The following is a 20,905-nucleotide window of genomic DNA, read 5'->3' on the forward strand; positions in this document are numbered from 1 at the left end:
CCTCGGTGGGTAGGGAGGTGAGTGGTGGTCAGTTCTGGCAGGTCGGGGCGTCCGCCACCGGGCCGGCCAGCAGTTCGGCGAGCGCGGCGACCGTGGGCCGGGTGAGCACGTCGCCCAGGCCGACGGTGGTGCCCTCGAAGTCGGCCCGCAGGTGCTGGAGCAGCACCATCGCGAGCAGCGAGTGTCCGCCGAGGTCGAAGAAGTTCTCGTCGATGCCGAGCCCGGGCAGGCCGAGCACGTCCGCGAAGGCGGAGTGCACCAGCACCTCGGCGTGGGTGCGCGGCGCCCGGACGGGCCCGGTGGCGGTGAAGTCCGCACCGGTCGGCGTGGGGAGCGCCTTGCGGTCGAGCTTGCCGTTGACGGTCAGCGGGAGGGCCGGCAGGACCACGAACGCCGAGGGGACCATGTAGTCCGGCAGACGCTCCGTCAGCATACGCCGCACCTCGGCGGGCTCGACCACCGCACCCGGGGCGGGCACCAGGTAGGCGGCCAGCCGCTTGACGCCCGGGGTGTCCTCCCGGACCACCACGGCGGCCTGGGCGACGTCGGGGTGCAGCGCGAGCGCGTCCTCGATCTCGCCCGGCTCGACCCGGTAGCCCCGGATCTTCACCTGGTCGTCGACCCGGCCGAGGAAGTCCAGCAGCCCGTCCGGGCGCCAGGCGACCACGTCCCCGGTGCGGTACATCCGCTCGCCCGGGGCACCGAACGGGTCGGCGACGAAGCGCTCGGCCGTCAGGCCGGGGCGGTTGAGGTAGCCCCGGGCCAGACCGACACCCGCCACGTACAGCTCACCGGGGACGCCGACCGGCACCGGGCGCAGCGACGAATCGAGCACGTGCGCCCGGGTGTTCCAGATCGGACGGCCGACGGTGGCGGTGTCCGAGTCGGTGGTGCCGCCGCCGAGCGTGTTGATGGTGTACTCGGTCGGCCCGTACAGGTTGTAGCCCAGCAGGCCCGGGGTGTCGCGCAGCTTCGACCACAGGGTCTCGGCCACCGCCTCGCCGCCGAGCAGCACCAGCACCGGACGGTGCCGGTCCTCGTCCAGCAGCCCCTGGTCGACCAGGGCCTGGGCGTAGGACGGGGTGACGTTGATGACGTCGACGGCCTGCTCGGCGCAGTAGGCGGCGAGCGCCTCGGCGTCACGGCGCAGTGCCTCGTCCAGGACGTGCACCTCGTGGCCCTCGACCAGCCAGAGCAGTTCCTCCCACGACATGTCGAAGGAGAACGACACCGTGTGGGCGATCCGCAGCCGGCGGCCCTCCGCGAGCGCGACGGTCGGGTCGAAGATCGCCTCGCGGTGGTTCAGCTGCATGTTCGTCAGACCCCGGTACGGAGTGACGACGCCCTTCGGGCGGCCGGTCGAGCCGGAGGTGAAGATCACGTAGGCCGGGGAGTCCTGATCCACCGTCACGCCCAGCGGGCCGGTGGGCAGCGCGGCCAGCTCGGCCGCCACGGCCGGGTCGTCCAGCAGCAGACGGGGTACCCCGGGTGCCTCGGGCATCCGGGAGAGCGCCGTGGAGTCGGTGACCAGCACCACCGGGGCGGTGTCCTCGACCATGAAGGCGAGGCGGTCCTTCGGGTAGTCCAGCTCCAGCGGCAGGTAGGCGGCGCCGCTGCGCAGCACCGCGAACAGCGCGGCGACCATCTCCAGCGAACGCGGCAGCCCGAGCGCCACCACCTTCTCCGGCCCCGCGCCGTGGGCGGCGAACAGCCGCGCCAGCCGGTCGACCTGACCGTCCAGCTCCGCGTAGGTCCAGGAGCGGGAGCCGGAGACCAGGGCGGTCTCACCGGGCACCTGGGCGGCGCGCTCGGCCAGCAGGTCGGCCACCGTGGCGTCCGGCAGCGCGCGGGCCGTGTCCGCCCACTCCCCCAGCACCAGGGCCTGCTCACGGACCGTCAGCACGTCCAGGGTGCCGATCCGGCGGGCCGGGTCGGCGGCGACCTGCTCCAGCACCGCGAGCAGCCGCTCGACCAGCGCCTCGGCGGTGGCCCGCTCGTAGAGGTCGGTGGCGTACTCGAAGGCGATGTCGATCTGCTCCTCGGAGGAGATCTCCTCGAAGTTGAAGTCCAGCTCGAACTTCACCGCGCCCAGCTCGAACGGGAGGATGCGGCTCTTCAGCCCGAGCAGGCTGCCCTCGCCCCCGGCGCTGTGCTGGTAGCCCAGCATCACCTGGAACAGCGGGTGGCGGCCGGGCACCCGGGGCGGGTTGACGGCCTCCACCAGGCGGTCGAACGGGAGATCCTGGTGCGCGAAGGCGGCCAGGTCGGTGTCCCGGGTGCGGGCCAGCAGCTCGGTGAAGGTCGGGTCGCCGGCCAGGTCGTTGCGGAGCACGACGGTGTTGACGAAGAAGCCGACCAGGCCGTCCAGCGCGCTGTCCGAGCGGCCGGCCACCGGGGCGCCGACGGGGATGTCGGTGCCCGCGCCGAGGCGGTGCAGCAGGGTGGCCACGGCCGCCTGGAGCACCATGAAGGTGGTGGTGCCGGTCGCCTGGGCGGCGGCCCGCAGGCCCCGGTAGACGGCCGGGGGCACCTGGGCGTAGACGGTGTCGCCCGCCAGGCGGGCGGTCGGCACGCGCGGGTGGTCGGTCGGCAGCGGCAGCTCCTCGGGGAGCCCGGCCAGCGCCTCGCGCCAGTACCCGGCCTGACGCTCCGCCAGGCCCGGGGTGCTGCCGTCGCCGTCCAGCAGCTCCTGCTGCCAGAGGGTGTAGTCGGCGTACTGCACCGGCAGCGGCGCCCAGCCGGGCTCCGCGCCGGTCAGGTGGGCGGCGTAGGCCGCGTTGAGGTCCTCGATGAACGGGAGCATCGACCACTCGTCACCGGCGATGTGGTGGAACAGCAGCACCACCACCTGCTCGGCCTCGCCCAGCTCCAGCACCGAGACCCGGAGAGGGAGTTCGGTGGCCAGGTCGAAGCCGTACCGCACCTCGGCCTCGATGTCGGCGGTCAGCGTCCGCTCGGAGGACGGGCGGACGTGCACCTCGCCGGCCGGGGCCAGCACGGTCTGGAAGACCCCGCCGTCCCGCTCGGTGAAGACGGTGCGCAGGCTCTCGTGCCGCTCGGTGACGGAGCGGACGGCGGCCCGCAGCGCGGCCTGGTCCAGTGTGCCGCTCGTCCGGACCACCAGCGGCACGTTGTACGTGGCGCCGGAGCCGTCCAGGTTCTGCAGGAACCACATCCGGCGCTGGGCGTGCGACAGCGGCAGGTCGGCCGGGCGCTCGCGGCGGGCCAGCGCGGGGCGGGTGTCGGTGGCGTCGGTGCGCAGCGCCAGCCCGGCCGGGGTCGGCGCCTCGAAGAGGTCACGGACCGTCAGGCGGGTGCCCAGCGCGGCCTTCACCTTGCCGACCAGGCGGGTGGCCAGCAGCGAGTGGCCGCCGAGCTCGAAGAAGTGCTGCTCGGGCCCGACCTCGGCCAGGCCGAGCACCTCGGCGAACAGGCCGCAGAGCAGCTCCTCGCGGGCGTCGCGCGGGGCCCGGCCGGGGCCGGCCCCGGCGGTCTCGGGGGCGGGCAGCGCCGCGCGGTCGAGCTTGCCGTTGACGGTCAGCGGCAGCGCGTCCAGCACCACGAAGGCGGACGGCACCATGTACTCGGGCAGCCGGGCCGCGAGCTCGGCCCGGACCTCGGCCACGTCCACCGTGCCCTCGGGGGCGGGCACCAGGTAGGCGGCCAGCCGCTTGACGCCGGGGGCGTCCTCGCGGACCAGCACGGCGGCCTGGGCGACGGCCGGGTGGAGGGCGAGGGCGTCCTCGATCTCACCGGGCTCGACCCGGTAGCCGCGGATCTTCACCTGGTCGTCGGCGCGGCCGAGGAAGTCCAGCAGTCCGTCGGTGCGCCAGCGGACCACGTCGCCGGTGCGGTACATCCGCTCGCCCGGGGCGCCGAACGGGTCGGCGACGAAGCGCTCGGCCGTCAGGCCGGGGCGGTTGAGGTAGCCCCGGGCCAGACCGACGCCGGCCACGTACAGCTCACCCGGGACGCCGACCGGCACGGGCCGGAGGAAGGCGTCCAGGACGTGGGCCCGGGTGTTCCAGATCGGGCGGCCGACGGTGGCGGTGTCGGAGTCGGTGGTGCCGCCGCCGAGGGTGTTGATGGTGTACTCGGTCGGCCCGTAGAGGTTGTAGCCGAGCACGCCGGGGGTGTCCCGGAGCTTGGACCAGAGGGTCTCGGCCACCGCCTCGCCGCCGAGCAGCACCAGCACCGGACGGTGCCGGTCCTCGTCCAGCAGGCCGCAGTCCACCAGGGCCTGGGCGTAGGACGGCGTCACGTTGATGACGTCGATGGCGTGGGCGTCCAGGTAGTCGGCCAGGCCCTGGGCGTCGCGCCGCTGGGCCTCGTCGAGGACGTGCACCTCGTGGCCCTCGACCAGCCAGAGCAGCTCCTCCCACGACATGTCGAAGGAGAACGACACCGTGTGGGCGATCCGCAGCCGACGGCCCTCGGCCAGCGCCACCGTCGGGTCGAAGATCGCCTCACGGTGGTTCAGCTGCATGTTCGTCAGACCCCGGTACGGGGTGACGACGCCCTTCGGGCGGCCGGTCGAGCCGGAGGTGAAGATCACGTACGCCGGGGAGTCCTGATCCACCGTCACGCCCAGCGGGCCGGCGTCCATCCCGGCCAGCTCGGCCGCCACCGCCGTGTCGTCCAGCAGCAGAGGCGCGGCGTGCTCGGGCATCAGCGCGGCGGCCGTCGAGTCGGTGACCAGCACCACCGGGGCGGTGTCCTCGACCATGAAGGCCAGACGGTCCTTCGGGTAGTCCAGCTCCAGCGGCAGGTAGGCGGCGCCGGTCCGCAGCACCGCGAACAGCGCGGCGACCATCTCCAGCGAACGCGGCAGCCCGAGGGCCACCACCTTCTCCGGCCCCGCACCGCGCGCCGTGAACAGCCGCGCCAGCCGGTTCACCGTGGCGTCCAGCTCCGCGTACGTCCAGGACCGCTCGCCGAAGACCAGCGCCGTCTCGCCCGGCACCAGCGCGGCGCGCTCGGCCAGCAGGTCGGCCACCGTGGCGTCCGGCAGCGCGCGGGCCGTGTCCGCCCACTCCCCCAGCACCAGGGCGCGCTCACGGACCGTCAGCACGTCCACGTCGCGCACCAGCAGGGCGGTGTCCGTGACCAGCGCGGTGAGCAGGGCGGTCATCCGCTCGGCGTGCTGCTCGACGGTCTCCCGGTCGAACACGTCGGGGCGGTACTTGAACTCGAACTCCAGCGTCTCACCGGGGTTGGTGATGAAGATCAGCGGGAGGTGGGTGGCGTCCACGTCGGCGATCTGCTGGACGCCGAGCGCGGCCCGGATGCGGTCGCGCAGCGCGTCGTCGGCGGGGGTGTTGCGGACCACCTGGAGGGTGTCGAACAGCCGGCCGAGGCCGGTGTCCCGCTGGATCTCGCCCAGGCCGGTCTGGTGGTGCGGCAGCAGCTCGGTCTGCTCGCGCTGGAGCCGGGCGAAGAAGTCGGCGACCCGCTCGCCGCCGTCCAGCCGGGCCCGGACCGGCACGGTGTTGAGGAACATGCCGATGGTGGCGTCGATGCCGGGCAGCTCGGCCGGGCGGCCGGAGACGGTGGCGCCGAAGACCACGTCCTGACGGCCGGTCAGGCCGGCCAGCAGCAGCGCCCAGGCACCGGAGACCACCGTGTTCAGGGTCAGGCCGTGGCTGCGGACGTAGCCGGCCAGGCGGGCCGAGAGCTCCGGGGAGAGGCCGAAGGTGACCTGCTCGGGCAGCAGGGCGGCGCGCTCGCGGGCCTGCGGGGCCAGCAGGGTGGCCTCCTCCAGACCGGCCAGCGCGGTGCGCCAGGCTGCCCGGCCCTGCTCCTGGTCCTGGGCGGTCAGCCAGCGCAGGAAGTCCCGGTACGGCAGGCCGGGCTCGGGCAGCGAAGGCCCGTCCACGGTGCCGGTCAGGCCCAGGTGGCAGCGGGTCAGCAGCTCCTGGAGCACCAGGCCGGCCGACCAGCCGTCCCAGAGCAGGGCGTGGTTGGTGAGCAGGATGCGCTGGCCGCCACCGGGGGCGAGCACCGAGACCACCCGGAGCAGCGGCGGGGCGGTCAGGTCGAAGCGGGTGTGCGCCTCGGCCTCCACCAGCCGGGCCAGCTCGGCCTCGAAGGCGGCCTCGTCCAGCGCGGAGAGGTCGGCCTCGGTCAGCGGCACTTCGACCAGGCGCGGCAGGAAGGCCACCGGCCGGTCCAGGGCGTCGGCCAGGAAGCCGGCCCGCAGGTTGGGGTGGCTCTCCAGCAGCCCGGCCAGCGCGCCGTGCAGCACCGCGAGCGGCACCCGGGTGGAGAGCGCGATGACGTCCCGCGAGGTGTAGACGTCGAGGCCCTGGTCGTCGTAGCCGGCCTCGAACAGCAGGCCCTGCTGGAGCGGGGAGACCGGCCAGACCTCGGCCACGTCCAGCTTCGGCACGGTGGCGGCGACCAGTACGGCCTCCGCCTCGGTGACGGCCGGGAGTTCGGGCAGCTCGGGCCCGGCCTCGGCGCTCTCCCGCCGGTCGGCCAGCGCGGCCAGCGCGGCGGGGGTGCGCAGCTCGAAGACGTCGCGCGGGCTGATCGCCAGGCCCTCGGCGCGGGCGGCGCCGACCAGCCGGATGGAGGAGATGGAGTCGCCGCCGAGCCGGAAGAAGTCGGCGTCCGCGCCGGTCTCCGGCAGGCCGAGCACCTCGGCGAAGATCTCGCAGAGCAGCTCCTCGGTCTCGGTCTCGGCGGCCCGGGAGCCGCTGTCGCCGGTGAAGTCGAGGGTCTGCGCGGTGAGCGCGGCGCGGTCCAGCTTGCCGCTGATGTTCAGCGGCAGCTCGGCCAGCACGGCGAAGGCGGACGGCACCATGTACTCGGGCAGCCGGGCGGAGAGCGCGGCGTGCAGCTCGTCGGAGGACGGTGCGGCGGCACCGGCGGCGGGCACCACGTAGGCGGCGATCCGGCGGACGGCGCCGGGCAGCACCAGCACGGCGGCCTGCGCGACGGCGGGCAGCTCGGTGAGCGCGGCCTCGATCTCGCCGGGCTCGATCCGGTGGCCGCGGATCTTCACCTGGTCGTCGGTGCGGCCGAGGTACTCGATCACGCCGTCGGCCCGGCGGCGCACCAGGTCGCCGGTGCGGTACATCCGCTCCCCGGCGGCGAACGGGTCGGCGACGAAGCGCTCGGAGGTCAGGCCGGGGCGGTCCAGGTAGCCCCGGGCCAACTGCGGTCCGCCCAGGTAGAGTTCGCCGACCGAGCCGGCCGGGGCGGGGCGCAGCAGGCCGTCCAGCACGTAGGCCCGGGTGCCGCGCAGCGGGCGGCCGACCACCGGCTCGGCGGTGTCGGCCAGGTCGGCGAGCAGCGCGTCGACGGTGGCCTCGGTCGGGCCGTAGTAGTTGAGCGCGGTCAGGCCGGGCACGGCGCGCAGCTCGGTCCAGAGCTGCTCGGGCAGCGCCTCGCCGCCGAGCAGCAGCACCGAGGGGCGGTGACTGCCCGTCAGCAGGCCGCTGTCGATCAGCTGGCGGGTGTAGCTGGGGGTGTTGTCGAGCACGTCGATCCGCTCGGCGCGGGTGTACGCCACCACGGCCTCGGCGTCCCGGCGGTCGGCCTCGCCGAGCAGGTGCAGCTGGTGGCCGGCGAGCAGCCAGAGCAGCTGGTCCCAGCTGGAGTCGAAGGCGAACGAGGCGGTGCCCAGCACCCGCAGGCGGCGGCCCGCGGTCACCTCGGCGAACGGGCCGCCGAGGTGCTCCTCGGCCAGGGTGGCCAGGCCCCGGTGGGTGATCACCACGCCCTTGGGCTTGCCGGTGGAGCCGGAGGTGTGGATGACGTAGGCGGGGGCGTCCTGATCGACCGTCACAGCCGGGGCGGTGGCGGGGAGTGCGGCCAGCTCGGCGGTGAGGGCCGGGTCGTCCAGCAGCAGCACGGTGGTGCCGGGCACGGCGGGGAGCCGGCCGGCCACGGCGGTGGTGGTCAGCAGCACGGCCGGGCGGGTGTCGGCCAGCAGGTCGGCGAGGCGCTCGTCCGGGTGGTCCAGGTCCAACGGCAGGTAGGCCCCGCCGGCCCGCAGGGTGGCCAGGATCGCGGTGACGGCCTCGGCGGAGCGGGGCAGCGCCAGGGCGGCGATCCGCTCGGCGCCCAGCCCGTGCGCGGTCAGCAGCTGGGCCAGCCGGCTCGCGGCGCCGTCGAGTTCGACGAAGGACAGCTCGGCCGTGCCGCCGGCCAGCGCGGGGGCGGTCAGCGCGCGGTCGTGCGGGGTGGCGGCGGCCTGCGCGGCCAGGCGGTCGGTGACCGGCCCGGCCGGGACCTCCAGCGGGCCGCCGGAGACGGTGGCGGGCAGCGCGGCCCGCTCGTCCCCGGTCAGCAGGTCGAGCCGGGCCAGCGGGGTGGCCGGGTCGGCGGCGAAGGCGGCCAGCAGGGCCAGGAAGCGGCGGGCGGTGGCCTCGGCCTGAGCCGGGCTCAGCACGTCGGTGCGGTGGTCGAGTTCGATCCGCAGCTCGCTGCCGGGCAGCAGGGTCAGGCCGAGCGGGTAGTGGGTGGCGTCCTTGGCGCCCAGGCCGGTGACGGCCAAGCCCTCGGGAGCGCCGAAGGACTCGGCCAGGCCCTCGCCGCTGCCCTGGTAGTTCTCCACCACCAGCAGGGTGTCGAAGAGCGGGCCCTCGACGGCGGTCCGCTTCTGGATCGCGGCCAGGCCCAGGTGCTGATGGGCGATCAGGGCGGCCTGCTCGCGCTGCACCCGGGCGGTGGCCCCGGCCAGCGTGTCGGTGGCGTCCAGCCGGACCCGCACGGGCACGGTGTTGATGAACAGGCCGACCATCGCGTCCGCGCCCGGCAGGTCGTCCGGGCGGCCGGAGACGGTGGTGCCGAAGACCACGTCCGGGCTGCCGGTGAGCGAGCCGAGCAGCACGCCCCAGAGGGTGTGCGCGAGGTTTCCGAGCGTCAGGCCCTGGGCCCGGGCGGCGGCGGTCACGGCGGCCGACAGCTCCGGGCCGGCCGACAGCTCCACGGTGGCGGTCGGCGCGGTGGAGACGGCCGGGCCGACGGGGTGCGGCTGGTCGAAGCCGGCCAGCGCCTCGCCCCAGGCCGCCTCGGCGGCGGCGGTGTCGCGGGTGGCCAGCAGCGCCAGGTGGTCGCGGTACGGGCGGACCGCCGGGAGCGCCGAGGCGTCGCCGTCCGAGCCGTAGAGCGCCAGCAGCTCGCGGACCAGGATCGGCATCGACCAGCCGTCCAGCAGCAGGTGGTGACAGGTGATCACCAGCCGGACGGAGCCGGCGCCGAGCCGGGCCAGGGTGAGCCGGAGCAGCGGCGGGGCGGACAGGTCGAAGCGGTGCTGCCAGTCCTCGGCCATCGCGGCCTCGACGGCGGCCCGCTGGGCCTCGCCGGTGAAGGCGGTCAGGTCCAGCTCGCGCAGCGGGGTGGCCACGGTGCGCGGGACGAACTGGACCACCGCCTCCGGGTCCTCGTACCAGAAGCCGGCCCGCAGGTTGGCGTGCCGGGCCAGCAGCGCGTCCACGGCGGTGGCCAGCCGGGCGGTGTCGAGCTCGCCGGCCAGGTCGAGGTGGGACTGCACCAGGTAGACGTCCCCGGCCTCGTCGTCGTAGAGGGCGTGGAACAGCAGGCCCTCCTGGAGCGAGGACAGCGGGTAGACGTCCTCCAGGTCGGACGGGCCCGGCTGCTGGTCGGTCGGTTCGGCGGAGTTCGTCACGGTGCTCTCGGCGCTCTCGGGGTGCTCGGTGGTCTCGGTACGGGTGGTGTCGTCGGTGCTCACGGGCGGCGCCTCCGGCTCGGGCGGGCGCCGCCGCGCAGGCGGGCCTCCAGGCGGTCGATCTGGGCCTGCTTGAGGTTGACCAGGCCGAGGTCGGACGGGGTCAGGCCGCCCGCCCCGCCGTCGGCGCCGTGCCGGGCCAGCGCGTCCAGCGCGGCGAACCAGGCGTCGGCCAGCGCTTCGGCCTGGTCCTGCGTCAGCAGGGCCTCCGGCCAGCCGAGTTCGACGGCCAGCTCGGGGCGGCCGTCCGGGCCGGCCTGGACGACCGCGTCGATCTCCAGCGGGTACCCGGCGGCCTGGGCGGCGTCCGGGCCGGCGGCGGCGGTGACCACCGCGCGCTCCTCGGCCGGGGCGAACGGCCAGCCGCCGAGCGGGGCGCCCGCGCCGTCCAGGCGGCCCCGGTAGTTGAACAGCACCTCGGAGGCGCGGACCCCGGCCAGCTGGGCGGCGGTCTGCGGGTTGAGGTGGCGCAGCAGGCCGTAGCCGAGCCCCTTGTCCGGGGCGGCCCGGAGCTGCTCCTTGACCTGCTTGAGCACCCGCCCGGCGGCCTCGCCGCCGCCGAGGGCGGCGGCCGGGTCCAGCCCGGCCAGGTCGAGCCGGACGGGGTGCACGGTGGTCAGCCAGCCGACGGTGCGGGCCAGATCAGGCGCGGGGGTGCCGGTCAGCTCGGCGCCCCGGCCGTGGCCCTCCAGGTCGATCTGGAGCGCGGGGGCGGCCTCGGGGTGGGCGGTCGCGGCGCCGAGCGCCAGACCGGCCAGCAGCACCTCGTCCACGCCCGCGTTGAACGCCTGCGGCAGCTCGGTGAGCAGCGGGGCGGTGCGGTCGGCGGGCAGCGTGCGGCGCAGGGTGCGCAGCGTCGAGACGGTGTCCCGCTCCGGGTCGGCGGTCAGCGCGCCGAGCGCCCCGGCCGGGCCGGCCAGCGCGGTGCGCCAGTACGCGGCCTCGGCCACCCGGGGGCGGCGGTGCGCCTCGGCCAGCAGGGCGCGGGCCCAGTCGGCCAGGCCGTACGCCTCCGGCTCGGCGGCCGGGGCCAGCCCGGCGGCGGCCCGGGCGTAGCCGTCGGCCAGCTCGGGCAGCAGGGTGCGCCAGGAGACGCCGTCCACCGCGAGGTGGTGCACCGTCAGCAGCAGGCGGCCGTCCTGCGGTCCGGCGTCGAACCAGACCGCGCGCAGCACCCGGCCGGCGTCCGGGGCGAGCCCGGCGGCGGCCCGGTCGGCCTCGGCCGAGAGCGAGCCGAGGCCGGTGACCACCCGCAGGGTGGCCGGGTCGGTGACGGCCGGGGCCTGGGCGGCGGGCAGCACCTCCTGGGTCCAGACGCCGTCGGTGCGGTCCAGCTTCAGGCGCAGCGCCGGGTGGTTGGCGGCCAGCGCGGCCAGTGCGGTGCGCAGCGCGCGCTCGTCCAGCCCGGCCGGGACGGTGAGCAGGACGGACTGGTTGAAGCGGTCGATCGGGCCGCCGCGCTCGCGCAGCCAGTGCACCACCGGCAGGGCGGGCAGTTCGCCGTCCTGCGGGATCGCCACCGGGGCGGCCGACGGGGCGTCACCGACCGGCACGCCGGTGGCCGCCGCGGCCAGGGTGGCCGGGGTGGGGTGGGTGAAGATGTCCTTCGCGGTGATCTCCAGCCCGGCCTTGCGGGCCCGGCTGACCAGCTGGATGGAGACGATCGAGTCGCCGCCGAGGGCGAAGAAGTTCTCCTCCTCGCCGACCTCGGCCAGGCCGAGCACCTCGGCGAACACCCGGGCCATGGTGGCGGCCGGGCTGCCGCTGCCGCCGGTCGGGGCGGCGGCCGGGGCCGGGGTGCGGGACGGGTCGGGCAGCGCCTTGCGGTCGAGCTTGCCGTTCACGCTGAGCGGCAGTGCGGCCAGCACGGTGACCACGGCGGGCACCAGGTGCTCGGGCAGGGTGGCGGCCAGCGCCGAGCGGACGGCGGCCGGGTCGACGGCGCCGGTGACGTAGCCGAGCAGCTGGCGGGCGCCGCCCTCGGTGAGCGCGCGGGCGGTGACGGCGGCCTGGCCGACCCCGGGGACGGCGGCCAACGCGGCCTCCACCTCGCCGAGTTCGATCCGGAAGCCGCGGATCTTCACCTGGTCGTCGGTGCGGCCAAGGTACTCCACCTCGCCGTCCACCCGGCGGCGCACCAGGTCGCCGGTGCGGTACATCCGGCCGCCGTCAGCGAACGGGTCGGCGACGAACCGGCCGGCGGTCAGGCCGGGGCGGCCGAGGTAGCCCCGGGCCAGCTGGACGCCGGCCAGGTAGAGCTCGCCGGGGACGCCGACCGGGACGGGGCGCAGCCGGGCGTCCAGCACGTACAGCCTGGTGTTCCAGACCGGGCGGCCGATCGGCACGGTGCCGGCGCCGGACCAGGCGCGGTGGTAGGTGACGTCCACGGCGGCCTCGGTGGGGCCGTAGAGGTTGTGCAGCTCGATCTGCGGCCAGAGCGCGCCGAACCGGTCGACGGCGGCGGCCGGCAGCGCCTCGCCGGAGCAGAACACCCGGCGCACGCCGGTGAAGCCGTCCCGCAGCGCGGCGTCCTGCTCAGCGGCGGTGGTGAAGGCGGTCAGCATCGAGGGCACGAAGTGACAGACCGTCACCCCGGCGCGCGCGGCCAGGCCGGCCAGGTAGACCGGGTCGCGGTGGCCGCCGGGGCGGGCCAGTACGACCCGGGCGCCGGTCACCAGCGGGAGGAAGAACTCCCAGACCGAGACGTCGAAGCTGGCCGGGGTCTTCTGCAGGATCCGGTCCTCGGCGGTGACCCGGTAGACCTCGGCCATCCAGTCCAGCCGGTTGACGATCGCCCGGTGGGTGACCAGCACGCCCTTGGGGCGGCCGGTGGAGCCGGAGGTGAAGATCACGTAGGCGGCGTGGTCCGGGCCGGGGGCGGTGGGCTCGGCCTGCGGGCCGTCGGCGTCCACCGCGAGCAGCGGGGCACCGGGCAGCGCCGGGAGGTCGGTGCCGGGCACGGTGAGCACCGCGACGGGCGCGGCGTCCTCGACCATCGCGGCCAGCCGGTCGGCCGGGTACTCGGTGTCCAGCGGCAGGTAGGCCGCGCCGGACTTCAGCACGCCCAGCAGGGCGACCATCAGCTCGGCCGAGCGCGGCACGGCGACGGCCACGATCCGGTCCGGTCCGGCGCCCCGGGCGGCCAGCACCCGGGCCAGCTTCCCGGCCCGCTCGTCCAGCTGACGGTAGGTCAGCGTCGCGCCCTCGAAGTCGACCGCGACGGCCTCGGGGGTGGTGGCCACCCGCTCGGCGATCCGGGTCAGCAGGGTGCCGTCCCGGACCTCCCGGTCGGTGGCGTTCCACTCCCCCGCCAGGCCCCGGCGCTCCTGCGCGGAGAGCGGCTCGATCAGCCCGGCCGGCTGCGCCGGGGCGGCCAGCGCGGTGGTCAGCACGGTGAGCAGCCGCTCGCCGAACAGCCGGGCGGTGGCCCGGTCGAACAGGTCCTCGGCGTGGATCACGGTCAGCTCGGTGCGGGCGCCGTCGGCCGATTCGGCGAAGTTGAACGCCAGGTCGAAGCGGGCCGCGTGCACCGGGTCGGGCAGCAGCTCGGTGCGGGCGCCGAACAACGCGGTGTGCGCCTCGACGGCCTTGCGGTGCTGCACCATCACCTGGAACAGCGGGTGGCGGCCCAGCGAGCGCTCCGGGTTGACGATCTCCACCAGGCGGTCGAACGGCAGGTCCTGGTGGGCCAGCGCGCCGAACACCACGTCCCGGCTGCGCTCCACCAGGGCGTCGAAGCTCGGCGCACCGCTGAGGTCGTGACGGAGCACCAGGGTGTTCACGAAGAAGCCGACCACCGACTCGACGGCCTCGTCGGTGCGCCCCGCGACGGGGGTGCCGAAGGCGACGTCCGGCGTCCCGGCCAGGGTGCCGAGCAGCAGCGCGGCGGCGGCCTGGGTGACCACGAAGGGGGTGACGCCCCGGCGGCGGGCGTAGGCCAGCAGCTCGGTGTGCAGCGTCTCGGGCAGCGGCAGCCGGACGGCGCCGCCCCGGCCGCTCGGCTCGGCCGGCCGGGGCCGGTCGGCGGGCAGGGTCAACTCGGCGGGGAGGTCCGCCAGTTGCCGCGCCCAGTAGGCGCTCTGCTCGACCGCCGGGCCCTCGGTGGCGGCCAGCAACTCGGCCTGCCAGAGCGCGTGGTCGGCGTACTGCACCGGCAGCGGGGCGAAGTCCGGCTCCGCACCGGCCAGCCGGGCCGCGTACGCGTGGTCCAGGTCGCGCAGCAGCACGCCCTCCGACCACTCGTCACCGGCGATGTGGTGCACCGCGATGCTCAGCACGTGCCGCTCGGGCCCGGTGCTGAACAGGGTGGCCCGGACGGGGATCTCCTCGGCCAGCTCGAAGGCGTGCGCCCCGGCGGCGGCCACCGCGCGGGAGAGCCGGTGCACGGTGGTCTCCTCGACCGCGAACGGCACCCCGGCCTGAGCGGGCGTCAGGATCCGCTGGTACGGGCGGCCGTCGTGGTCCGGGAAGACGGTGCGCAGCGCCTCGTGCCGGGCCAGCACGTCGCCGAAGGCGGCGCGCAGGGCCTCGGCGTCCACCGCACCGTGGATCCGCACCGCGCACGGGATGGTGTACGCGGCGGTGGCGCCGTCCAGGCGGTACTGGAACCAGAGCCGGGCCTGCGCGGCGGACAGCGGCAGGTGCTCCGGGCGCGGCCGGGCGGTCGGCCCGGGGCGGCCGGCCGCGGCGGCGGCCAGCCGGGCCGAGAGCGCGGCGGGGGTGCGGGTCTCGAACAGGTCGCGGACGGCGGTCTCCACGCCGAGCCCGGCGCGCAGCCGGCCGGTCACCCGGGTGGCCAGCAGGGAGTGGCCGCCGAGGGCGAAGAAGTCCTCGTCCGGGCCGACGGCGGGCAGGCCGAGCACCTCGGCGAAGACCGAGCAGACCAGCGCCTCGCGCTCGTCCCGGGGCGGGCGGCCGGCCGGCGCCGCGAAGGCGGCGGCGTCCGGCGCGGGCAGCGCCTGGCGGTCCAGCTTGCCGTTGACGTTCAGCGGCAGCCGCTCCAGCGTGACGATCGCCGAGGGCACCAGGTACTCGGGCAGGGTGGCCGCCAGCGCCTTGCGCAGCACGGCGGTGTCCAGCTGCGCGGGGACGGCGTAGCCGACCAGGCGCTTGCCGCCGCCGGGGGCCGGGGCGACCACCACGGCGGCCTGCGCGACGCCGGGCAGGGCGGCCAGCGCGGCCTCGGCCTCGCCGGGCTCGACCCGGAAGCCGCGGATCTTCACCTGGTCGTCGCCGCGCCCGAGGTAGTCCAGCGAGCCGTCCGGGCGGTGCCGGACCAGGTCGCCGGTGCGGTACATCCGGGTGCCGGGCTCGCCGAACGGGTCGGCGGTGAACCGGCCGGCCGTCAGCGCCGGGCGGTTGCCGTAGCCCCGGGCCAGGCCGGGGCCGGCGATGTAGAGCTCGCCGGCCACCCCGGCCGGGACGGGCCGCAGGCGCGCATCCAGCACGTAGACCCGGGTGTTGCCGATCGGGCGGCCGACCGACGGGGTCGGGCTGTCGGCCAGGTCCGCGCCGAGGGTGTCGACGGTGTACTCGGTCGGGCCGTAGAAGTTGTGGCCGATCACGCCCTCGGTCTCCCGCAGCCGGGTCCAGAGCGCCTCGTCCACGGCCTCGCCGCCGACCAGGAAGAGCAGCGGCTTGTGCGCCGGGTCGTCCAGCAGGCCGGCCTCGACCAGCTGGCGGCCGAACGACGGGGTGACGTCCAGGGTGTCGATCCGGTCGGCCAGCAGACGGGCCGTCAGCGCCTCCGGGTCGCGGCGCAGGTCCTCGCCGTAGACGTGCAGCTGGTGGCCGAGGACCAGCCAGAGCAGCTGCTCCCAGGAGGAGTCGAAGGAGAACGAGGCGGTGTGCGCGGCGCGCAGCCGCCGCCTGCCGGCCGCCTCGACGGCGCGGGCGAAGACCGTGCCGCCGTGGTGTTCCAGCATGTTCGCCAGGCCCCGGTGCGGCACCTGGACGCCCTTGGGGCGGCCGGTGGAGCCGGAGGTGTGGATGACGTAGGCCAGGTCGTCGGGGTGCGGGGCCACCGGCTCGGCCGACAGCTCGCCCAGCCGCTCCGTCAGCACCGGGCCGAGGCCGTGCGCGTCCAGCACCGGGAGCTTGGCGGCCACCTCGGCGGTGGTCAGGGTGAGCAGCGGCTCGGCGTCCTCCAGCATCAGCGCGACGCGCTCGGCCGGGTGGTCGAGGTCCACCGGCAGGTAGGCGGCGCCGGAGGCCAGCACGCCCAGCAGGGCGGTGACCAGCTCGGCGGAGCGCGGCAGCGCGAGGGCGACCACGGTGCCCGGGCGGGCGCCCAGGGCGGCCAGGTGACGGGCGGTCAGCTCCACCCGGGCGGCCAGCTCGGCGAAGGTCAGGGTCAGCTCGCCGTCCACCACGGCGACGGCCCCGGGGGTGGCGGCGGCGGTGGCCGCGAGCACCTCCGGCACGGTGCCCTGCGGCAGCGGGCGGGCGGTGGCGTTCCAGCCGTCCAGCAGCTGGGCGCGCTCGGCGGCGTCCAGCACCTCCAGGGCGCCGACCGGGGTCTGCGGGGCCGAGGCGATGGCGGTCAGGAGGCGGAGCAGGCGGGCGCCGACGGTGGCGGCCTGGGTGTCGGTGAAGACGTCGGGGCGGTACTCGACGGTCAGCTGCGGGTGCTCGCCGGGGAGGGTGAGCACGGTCAGCGGGTAGTGGGTGGCGCCCCGATGGGTGAGGCCGGCGACCCGCAGCCCACGGGCCGTCAGGGCGTCCGGGTCCACCGGGTAGTTCTCCACCACGAGCAGGGTGTCGAAGAGCGTGCCCTGGCCGGCCAGCGCCTGGATCTCGGCGAGGCCCAGCAGCTGGTGGTCCAGCAGGGCGGACTGCGCCGCCTGGAGGCGGGCCAGCGCCTCGGCGACGGGCTCCTCCTCGCGCGGCTCGAAGCGCACCGGCACGGTGTTGGAGAACAGGCCGACCATCGACTCCACGCCGGGCAGGTCGGCCGGGCGGCCGGAGACGGTGGCGCCGAAGACCACGTCGGTGCGGCCGGTGAGGCGGCCCAGCAGGATCGCCCAGGCGCCCTGCACCAGGGTGTTGAGGGTCAGTCCGTGGGTGCGGGCGGTGGCGGTCAGCGCGGCGGCCAGCTCCGGGCCGATCGGCAGCTCCAGCTCCCGGCCTACGGCGGCCCCGGCGGCGGGCGCGCCGAGCGCGTCGGCCAGCAGGGTCGGGCCGGGCAGCCCGGCCAGCGCCTCCCGCCAGGCGGCCGCGTCGGCGGCCTCGTCCCGGGCGGCCAGCCGCTCCAGGTGGCGGGCGTAGGGGGTGGTGGCGGGCAGCGCGGCGATCGCGGTGCCGCCGTAGGCGGCCAGCAGCTCGCGCAGCAGGACCGGCATCGACCAGCCGTCAATGACGGTGTGGTGGCGGGTCAGCACCAGGTGGTGGTGGTCGGCGCCGAGGGTGACCAGGGCGCAGCGCACCAGCGGGGCGGCGGCCAGGTCGAAGCGGCGGCCGGCCTCCTGCTGCTCGATCTCGGCGAGGGCGGCGGCCCGCTGCCCGGCGTCGGCGATCGCGGTCAGGTCGTGGTGGGTCCACGGCACGCTGACCTGACGGGCGATCAGCTGCACGGGGCGGCCGAGCGCGTCGGTGGTGAAGGAGGCGCGCAGCGCGGCATGCCGGTTGACCACGCCGTCCACGGCGGCGGCCAGCAGCGCGCGGTCCAGCGGGCCGCGCAGCTGGAGCGAGGTGAGGGAGGTGTAGAGGTCGTCGGCGTCCTCGGCGCGCTGCTGCTCGGCGTGGAACAGCAGGCCCTCCTGGAGCGGGGAGAGCGGCAGGACGTCCTCGGCGCCGGGGTGCTCGGCGAGCAGGCGCTCGCGCTGCTCCGGGTCGAGCAGCGGGGCGGCCTCGGCCGCTGCCTCGACGGGCGCGGCGACGGCGGCGGCGTCCACGGCGGCGGCGATGCCGGCCACCGTGCGGCGCTCGAAGACCACCCGGGGGGTGATCGCGTAGCCGGCCCGGCGGGCCCGGCTGCCCAGCTGGATGGCGGAGATGGAGTCGCCGCCGAGGGCGAAGAAGTTCTCGTCCACGCCCAGGTCGGCGAGGCCGAGCACCTCCTTGACCAGATCGGCCAGCACCCGCTCGGTCTCGGTCCGGGGCGCCCGGCCGGTGGCGGTGGTCAGCTCCGGGTCGGGCAGCGCGCGGCGGTCGATCTTGCCGTTGGCGGTCAGCGGGAAGGCGTCCAGCACCACCATCGCGGCGGGCACCATGTACTCGGGCAGCGCGGCGGCGAGCTCGGCCCGCAGGGCGGCCGGGTCGGCGCCGGGGCCGGTCACGTAGCCGATCAGCTGCGGGCGGCCGGGGGCGCTCTCGCGGACCACGGCCACCGCCCGGGTGACGGTCGGACGGGCCGTCAGGGCGGCCTCCACCTCGCCGAGTTCGATCCGGAAGCCGCGCAGCTTGACCTGGTCGTCGACCCGGGAGAGGAAGTGCAGCGTCCCCTCCGGGGTGCGGCGCACCAGGTCACCGGTGCGGTACATCCGGGCGCCCCGGTCGAAGGGGTCGGCGACGAACCGGCCGGCGGTCAGGCCGGGGCGGCCGAGGTAGCCGCGCGCCAGCTGCCCGCCCGCGAGGTAGAGCTCGCCGGGGACGCCGGGCGGGACGGGCTGCAGGTGCGCGTCCAGGACGTGCGCGCGGGTGCCCACGAACGGGCTGCCGATGCCGGGCACGCCGGTGTGGTCGGCGGCCAGCTCGGCGGAGGTGGCCCAGATGGTCACCTCGGTCGGCCCGTACACGTTGGTCACCCGCCGGGTGGCCCGCGCCAGCCGCTCCGCCAGCTCGGCCGGCAGCGCCTCGCCGCCCACCAGCGCGTGCACCCCGTCCAGCGCGGCGAACGCTCCACCGCTGCGCGGGCCTCGGGCCTCGGCCCGCGTGGCACTGCCGATCCCCGCTTCGGATGCGAACTCGCCTGCGGCGAACGGGCCTTCGGCCGCACCAGGTCCCCGGCCGGATGCCGCCGGGTCGGCACTCGCGGCCGCAGCCTGCGCGGTGGCGGCGCCCGCGGTCGCCGCCAGCTCGGCCGCCTCGGTCAGCAGCAGGTGCCACAGGGTCGGGGTGGCCTGGACGACCTTCGGGCGGTGCTCGTCGATCAGGGCGCCGAGGGCCGCCGGGTCGAGCACGGTGTCGCGGTCGGCCAGCACCAGGGTGGCGCCGGTGGTCAGCGGGCCGTGCAGCTCCAGGCCCGCGATGTCGAAGGAGACCGTGGTGACGGCCACCAGGGCGTCCCCGGCGGTGAGTTCGAGCTGCGGGCGCATCGCGGCCAGGAAGCCGGCCAGCGCGCCGTGCCCGATCACCACGCCCTTGGGCTTGCCGGTGGAGCCGGAGGTGTGGATCACGTAGGCGGGGGCGGCCGGGTCCGGGGCGGTCACGGGGGCCGGGGTGGCGGCGGCCAGTTCGGCGGTCACCGCCGGGTCGTCCAGCACGACCACCGGGAGGCCGGCCGGCACCAGGTGGGCCACGGCGGTGGTGGTGACGGCGCAGACCGGGCGGGCGTCCTCGGCCATGTAGGCGAGGCGGTCGGCCGGGTAGTCCAGGTCCATCGGCAGGTAGGCGCCGCCGGCCCGGAGCACGGCGAGCGCGGCCACCGGCAGGGCGGTGGTGCGCGGCAGGGCCAGCGCGACGAAGCGCTCGGCGGCGACGCCGCGCGCGGCGAGCAGCGCGGCCAGCCGGCCGACCCGCTCGTCCAGCTGACCGTACGTCAGCGAGCCGTCCACGGCGCTCACCGCGACCGCGCCCGGCGCCTCGGCGGCCCGCTCGGCGAACAGCTCCACCACCGACCGGGCATCGGCCGGCGCACCGGTGTCGTTCCAGGTGGCGAGCGCCGCCAGCTCGGCGGCGGTCGGCAGCGGCAGCTCGTACAGCGCCCGCTCCGGCTGCTCCGCCAGCGCGACCAGCAGCGCGGCGCACCGCTCGGCGTGGGCCGCCAGCTCCTCCGCCCCGTACAGCGCGGGGTTGGCGTCGAACTCCAGGGCGAGCACGTCGTCCGGGCTCTTGGTGACGGCCAGCTGGAGGTCGTCCACCGGCCCGGCCGCCAGGTTGACGGTGTGTCCGGCCACCCCGGCGAAGTCCAGCGCCAGGTCGAAGGGCTTGATGTTCAGCAGCGGGCCGTAGAGCCGCTGCTCGGCGCCGACCAGGCCCAGGTCGCGGCGCAGCTCCTCGCCCCGGTGGTGCTGGTGGCGGCGGGCCTCCTTGAGCACGGCGGCGGCCCCGCGCAGCAGCGCGGTGAAGTCCTCGGTGCCGTCCACCGGCAGCCGGACGGGGAGGATGTTCACGGCGGTGGCGGCCACCCGGAGGGTGCCGGGGGCGGTGCGGGCCATGAAGTGCATGCCGATCACCGGCTCGGTGCTGCCGGTCATCCGGTGCAGGTAGGCGGCCCAGCCGGCGGTGGCGGCCTCGGCCCAGGTGGCCTTGGCGGTGCGGGCGGCGGCCAGCACGGCGGCCGACTGATCGGCCGTCAGCTCCAGCCGGTGGCGGATCACCGCGGCGGAGGCGGGAGCGGTCAGCTCGGTCAGGCCCGGGGCCCCGGGCAGGTCGGCGAACCGGGCGCTCCAGAAGGCCCGGTCCTCGGCCGCCTTCGGCGAGGCCAGGTACGCGGCCTCGGCCTCGGCCAGCACGGCGAGCGGGCGCAGCGGCGAGGGAGTGGGCTCGGCGCCGGTCGCCAGCTCGGTGTGGATCTCGGCGGCGCGGCGGGTCAGCATCGCGACCGAGTACCCGTCCACCACCAGGTGGTGGAACCACTGGAGCAGCAGGTGCCGCTGCTCGCCGGTCCGGGCCAGCGTGAGCCGGACCAACGGTGCGTCGGTGCCCAACTCGACCGGGACGGCCAGGCGTTCGCGCAGCACCGCGACGGCGGCGGCGTCCGGGTCGGCGGCGTCCCGGGTGTCCAGCCGCTCCAGCTGCCAGCCGGCCGGGTCGAAGGCGGCCGGCAGGCGGAGGGTGGTGCCGTCCCGCTCGGCGAGCCGGAAGTCCAGGCCCTCGGCCTCGGCCAGGGTCTGACGGAGTGCCGACTCCAGCAGCGCGGCGTCCAGCGGGCCGTCCAGCACCACGTACTGGCCGACGTTGTAGCAGGGGTTCTCCGGGTCGATCCGCTGGGCGGCCAGCACACCCGCCTGGGCGGCGGTCAACGGCAGGGCGGACTGCACGGTGGTCTCCGTCGGCTGGGTGCTCGCGTCGGCCATGGTCGGTCTCTCCCGGGGTGCTGGCGCTGCT

General features: G+C 76.3%; 2 protein-coding genes. Both read right to left on the bottom strand.

Features of this window, described 5'->3' with window-relative positions:
- Nucleotides 1-28: 28 nt before the first annotated feature.
- The gene (locus ACIRBX_RS00650; protein ID WP_402292891.1) at nucleotides 29-9,700 is read right to left on the bottom strand and encodes an amino acid adenylation domain-containing protein; all 9,672 of its coding nucleotides are present in this window, start codon (nucleotides 9,698-9,700) and stop codon (nucleotides 29-31) included.
- Complete coding sequence (locus ACIRBX_RS00655; protein ID WP_402292892.1) at nucleotides 9,697-20,874, bottom strand: amino acid adenylation domain-containing protein; 11,178 nt, start codon at nucleotides 20,872-20,874, stop codon at nucleotides 9,697-9,699. The genes ACIRBX_RS00650 and ACIRBX_RS00655 overlap by 4 nt, the downstream gene beginning before the upstream one ends.
- Nucleotides 20,875-20,905 lie beyond the last annotated feature (31 nt).

It is taken from the genome of Kitasatospora sp. NPDC096147 (assembly GCF_044763225.1).
GTDB lineage: Bacteria > Actinomycetota > Actinomycetes > Streptomycetales > Streptomycetaceae > Kitasatospora.

Bases quoted from the DNA above. Each gene is read 5' to 3' on its own strand.
- ACIRBX_RS00655 (WP_402292892.1), bottom strand. From the start codon at position 20,874: ATGGCCGACGCGAGCACCCAGCCGACGGAGACCACCGTGCAGTCCGCC.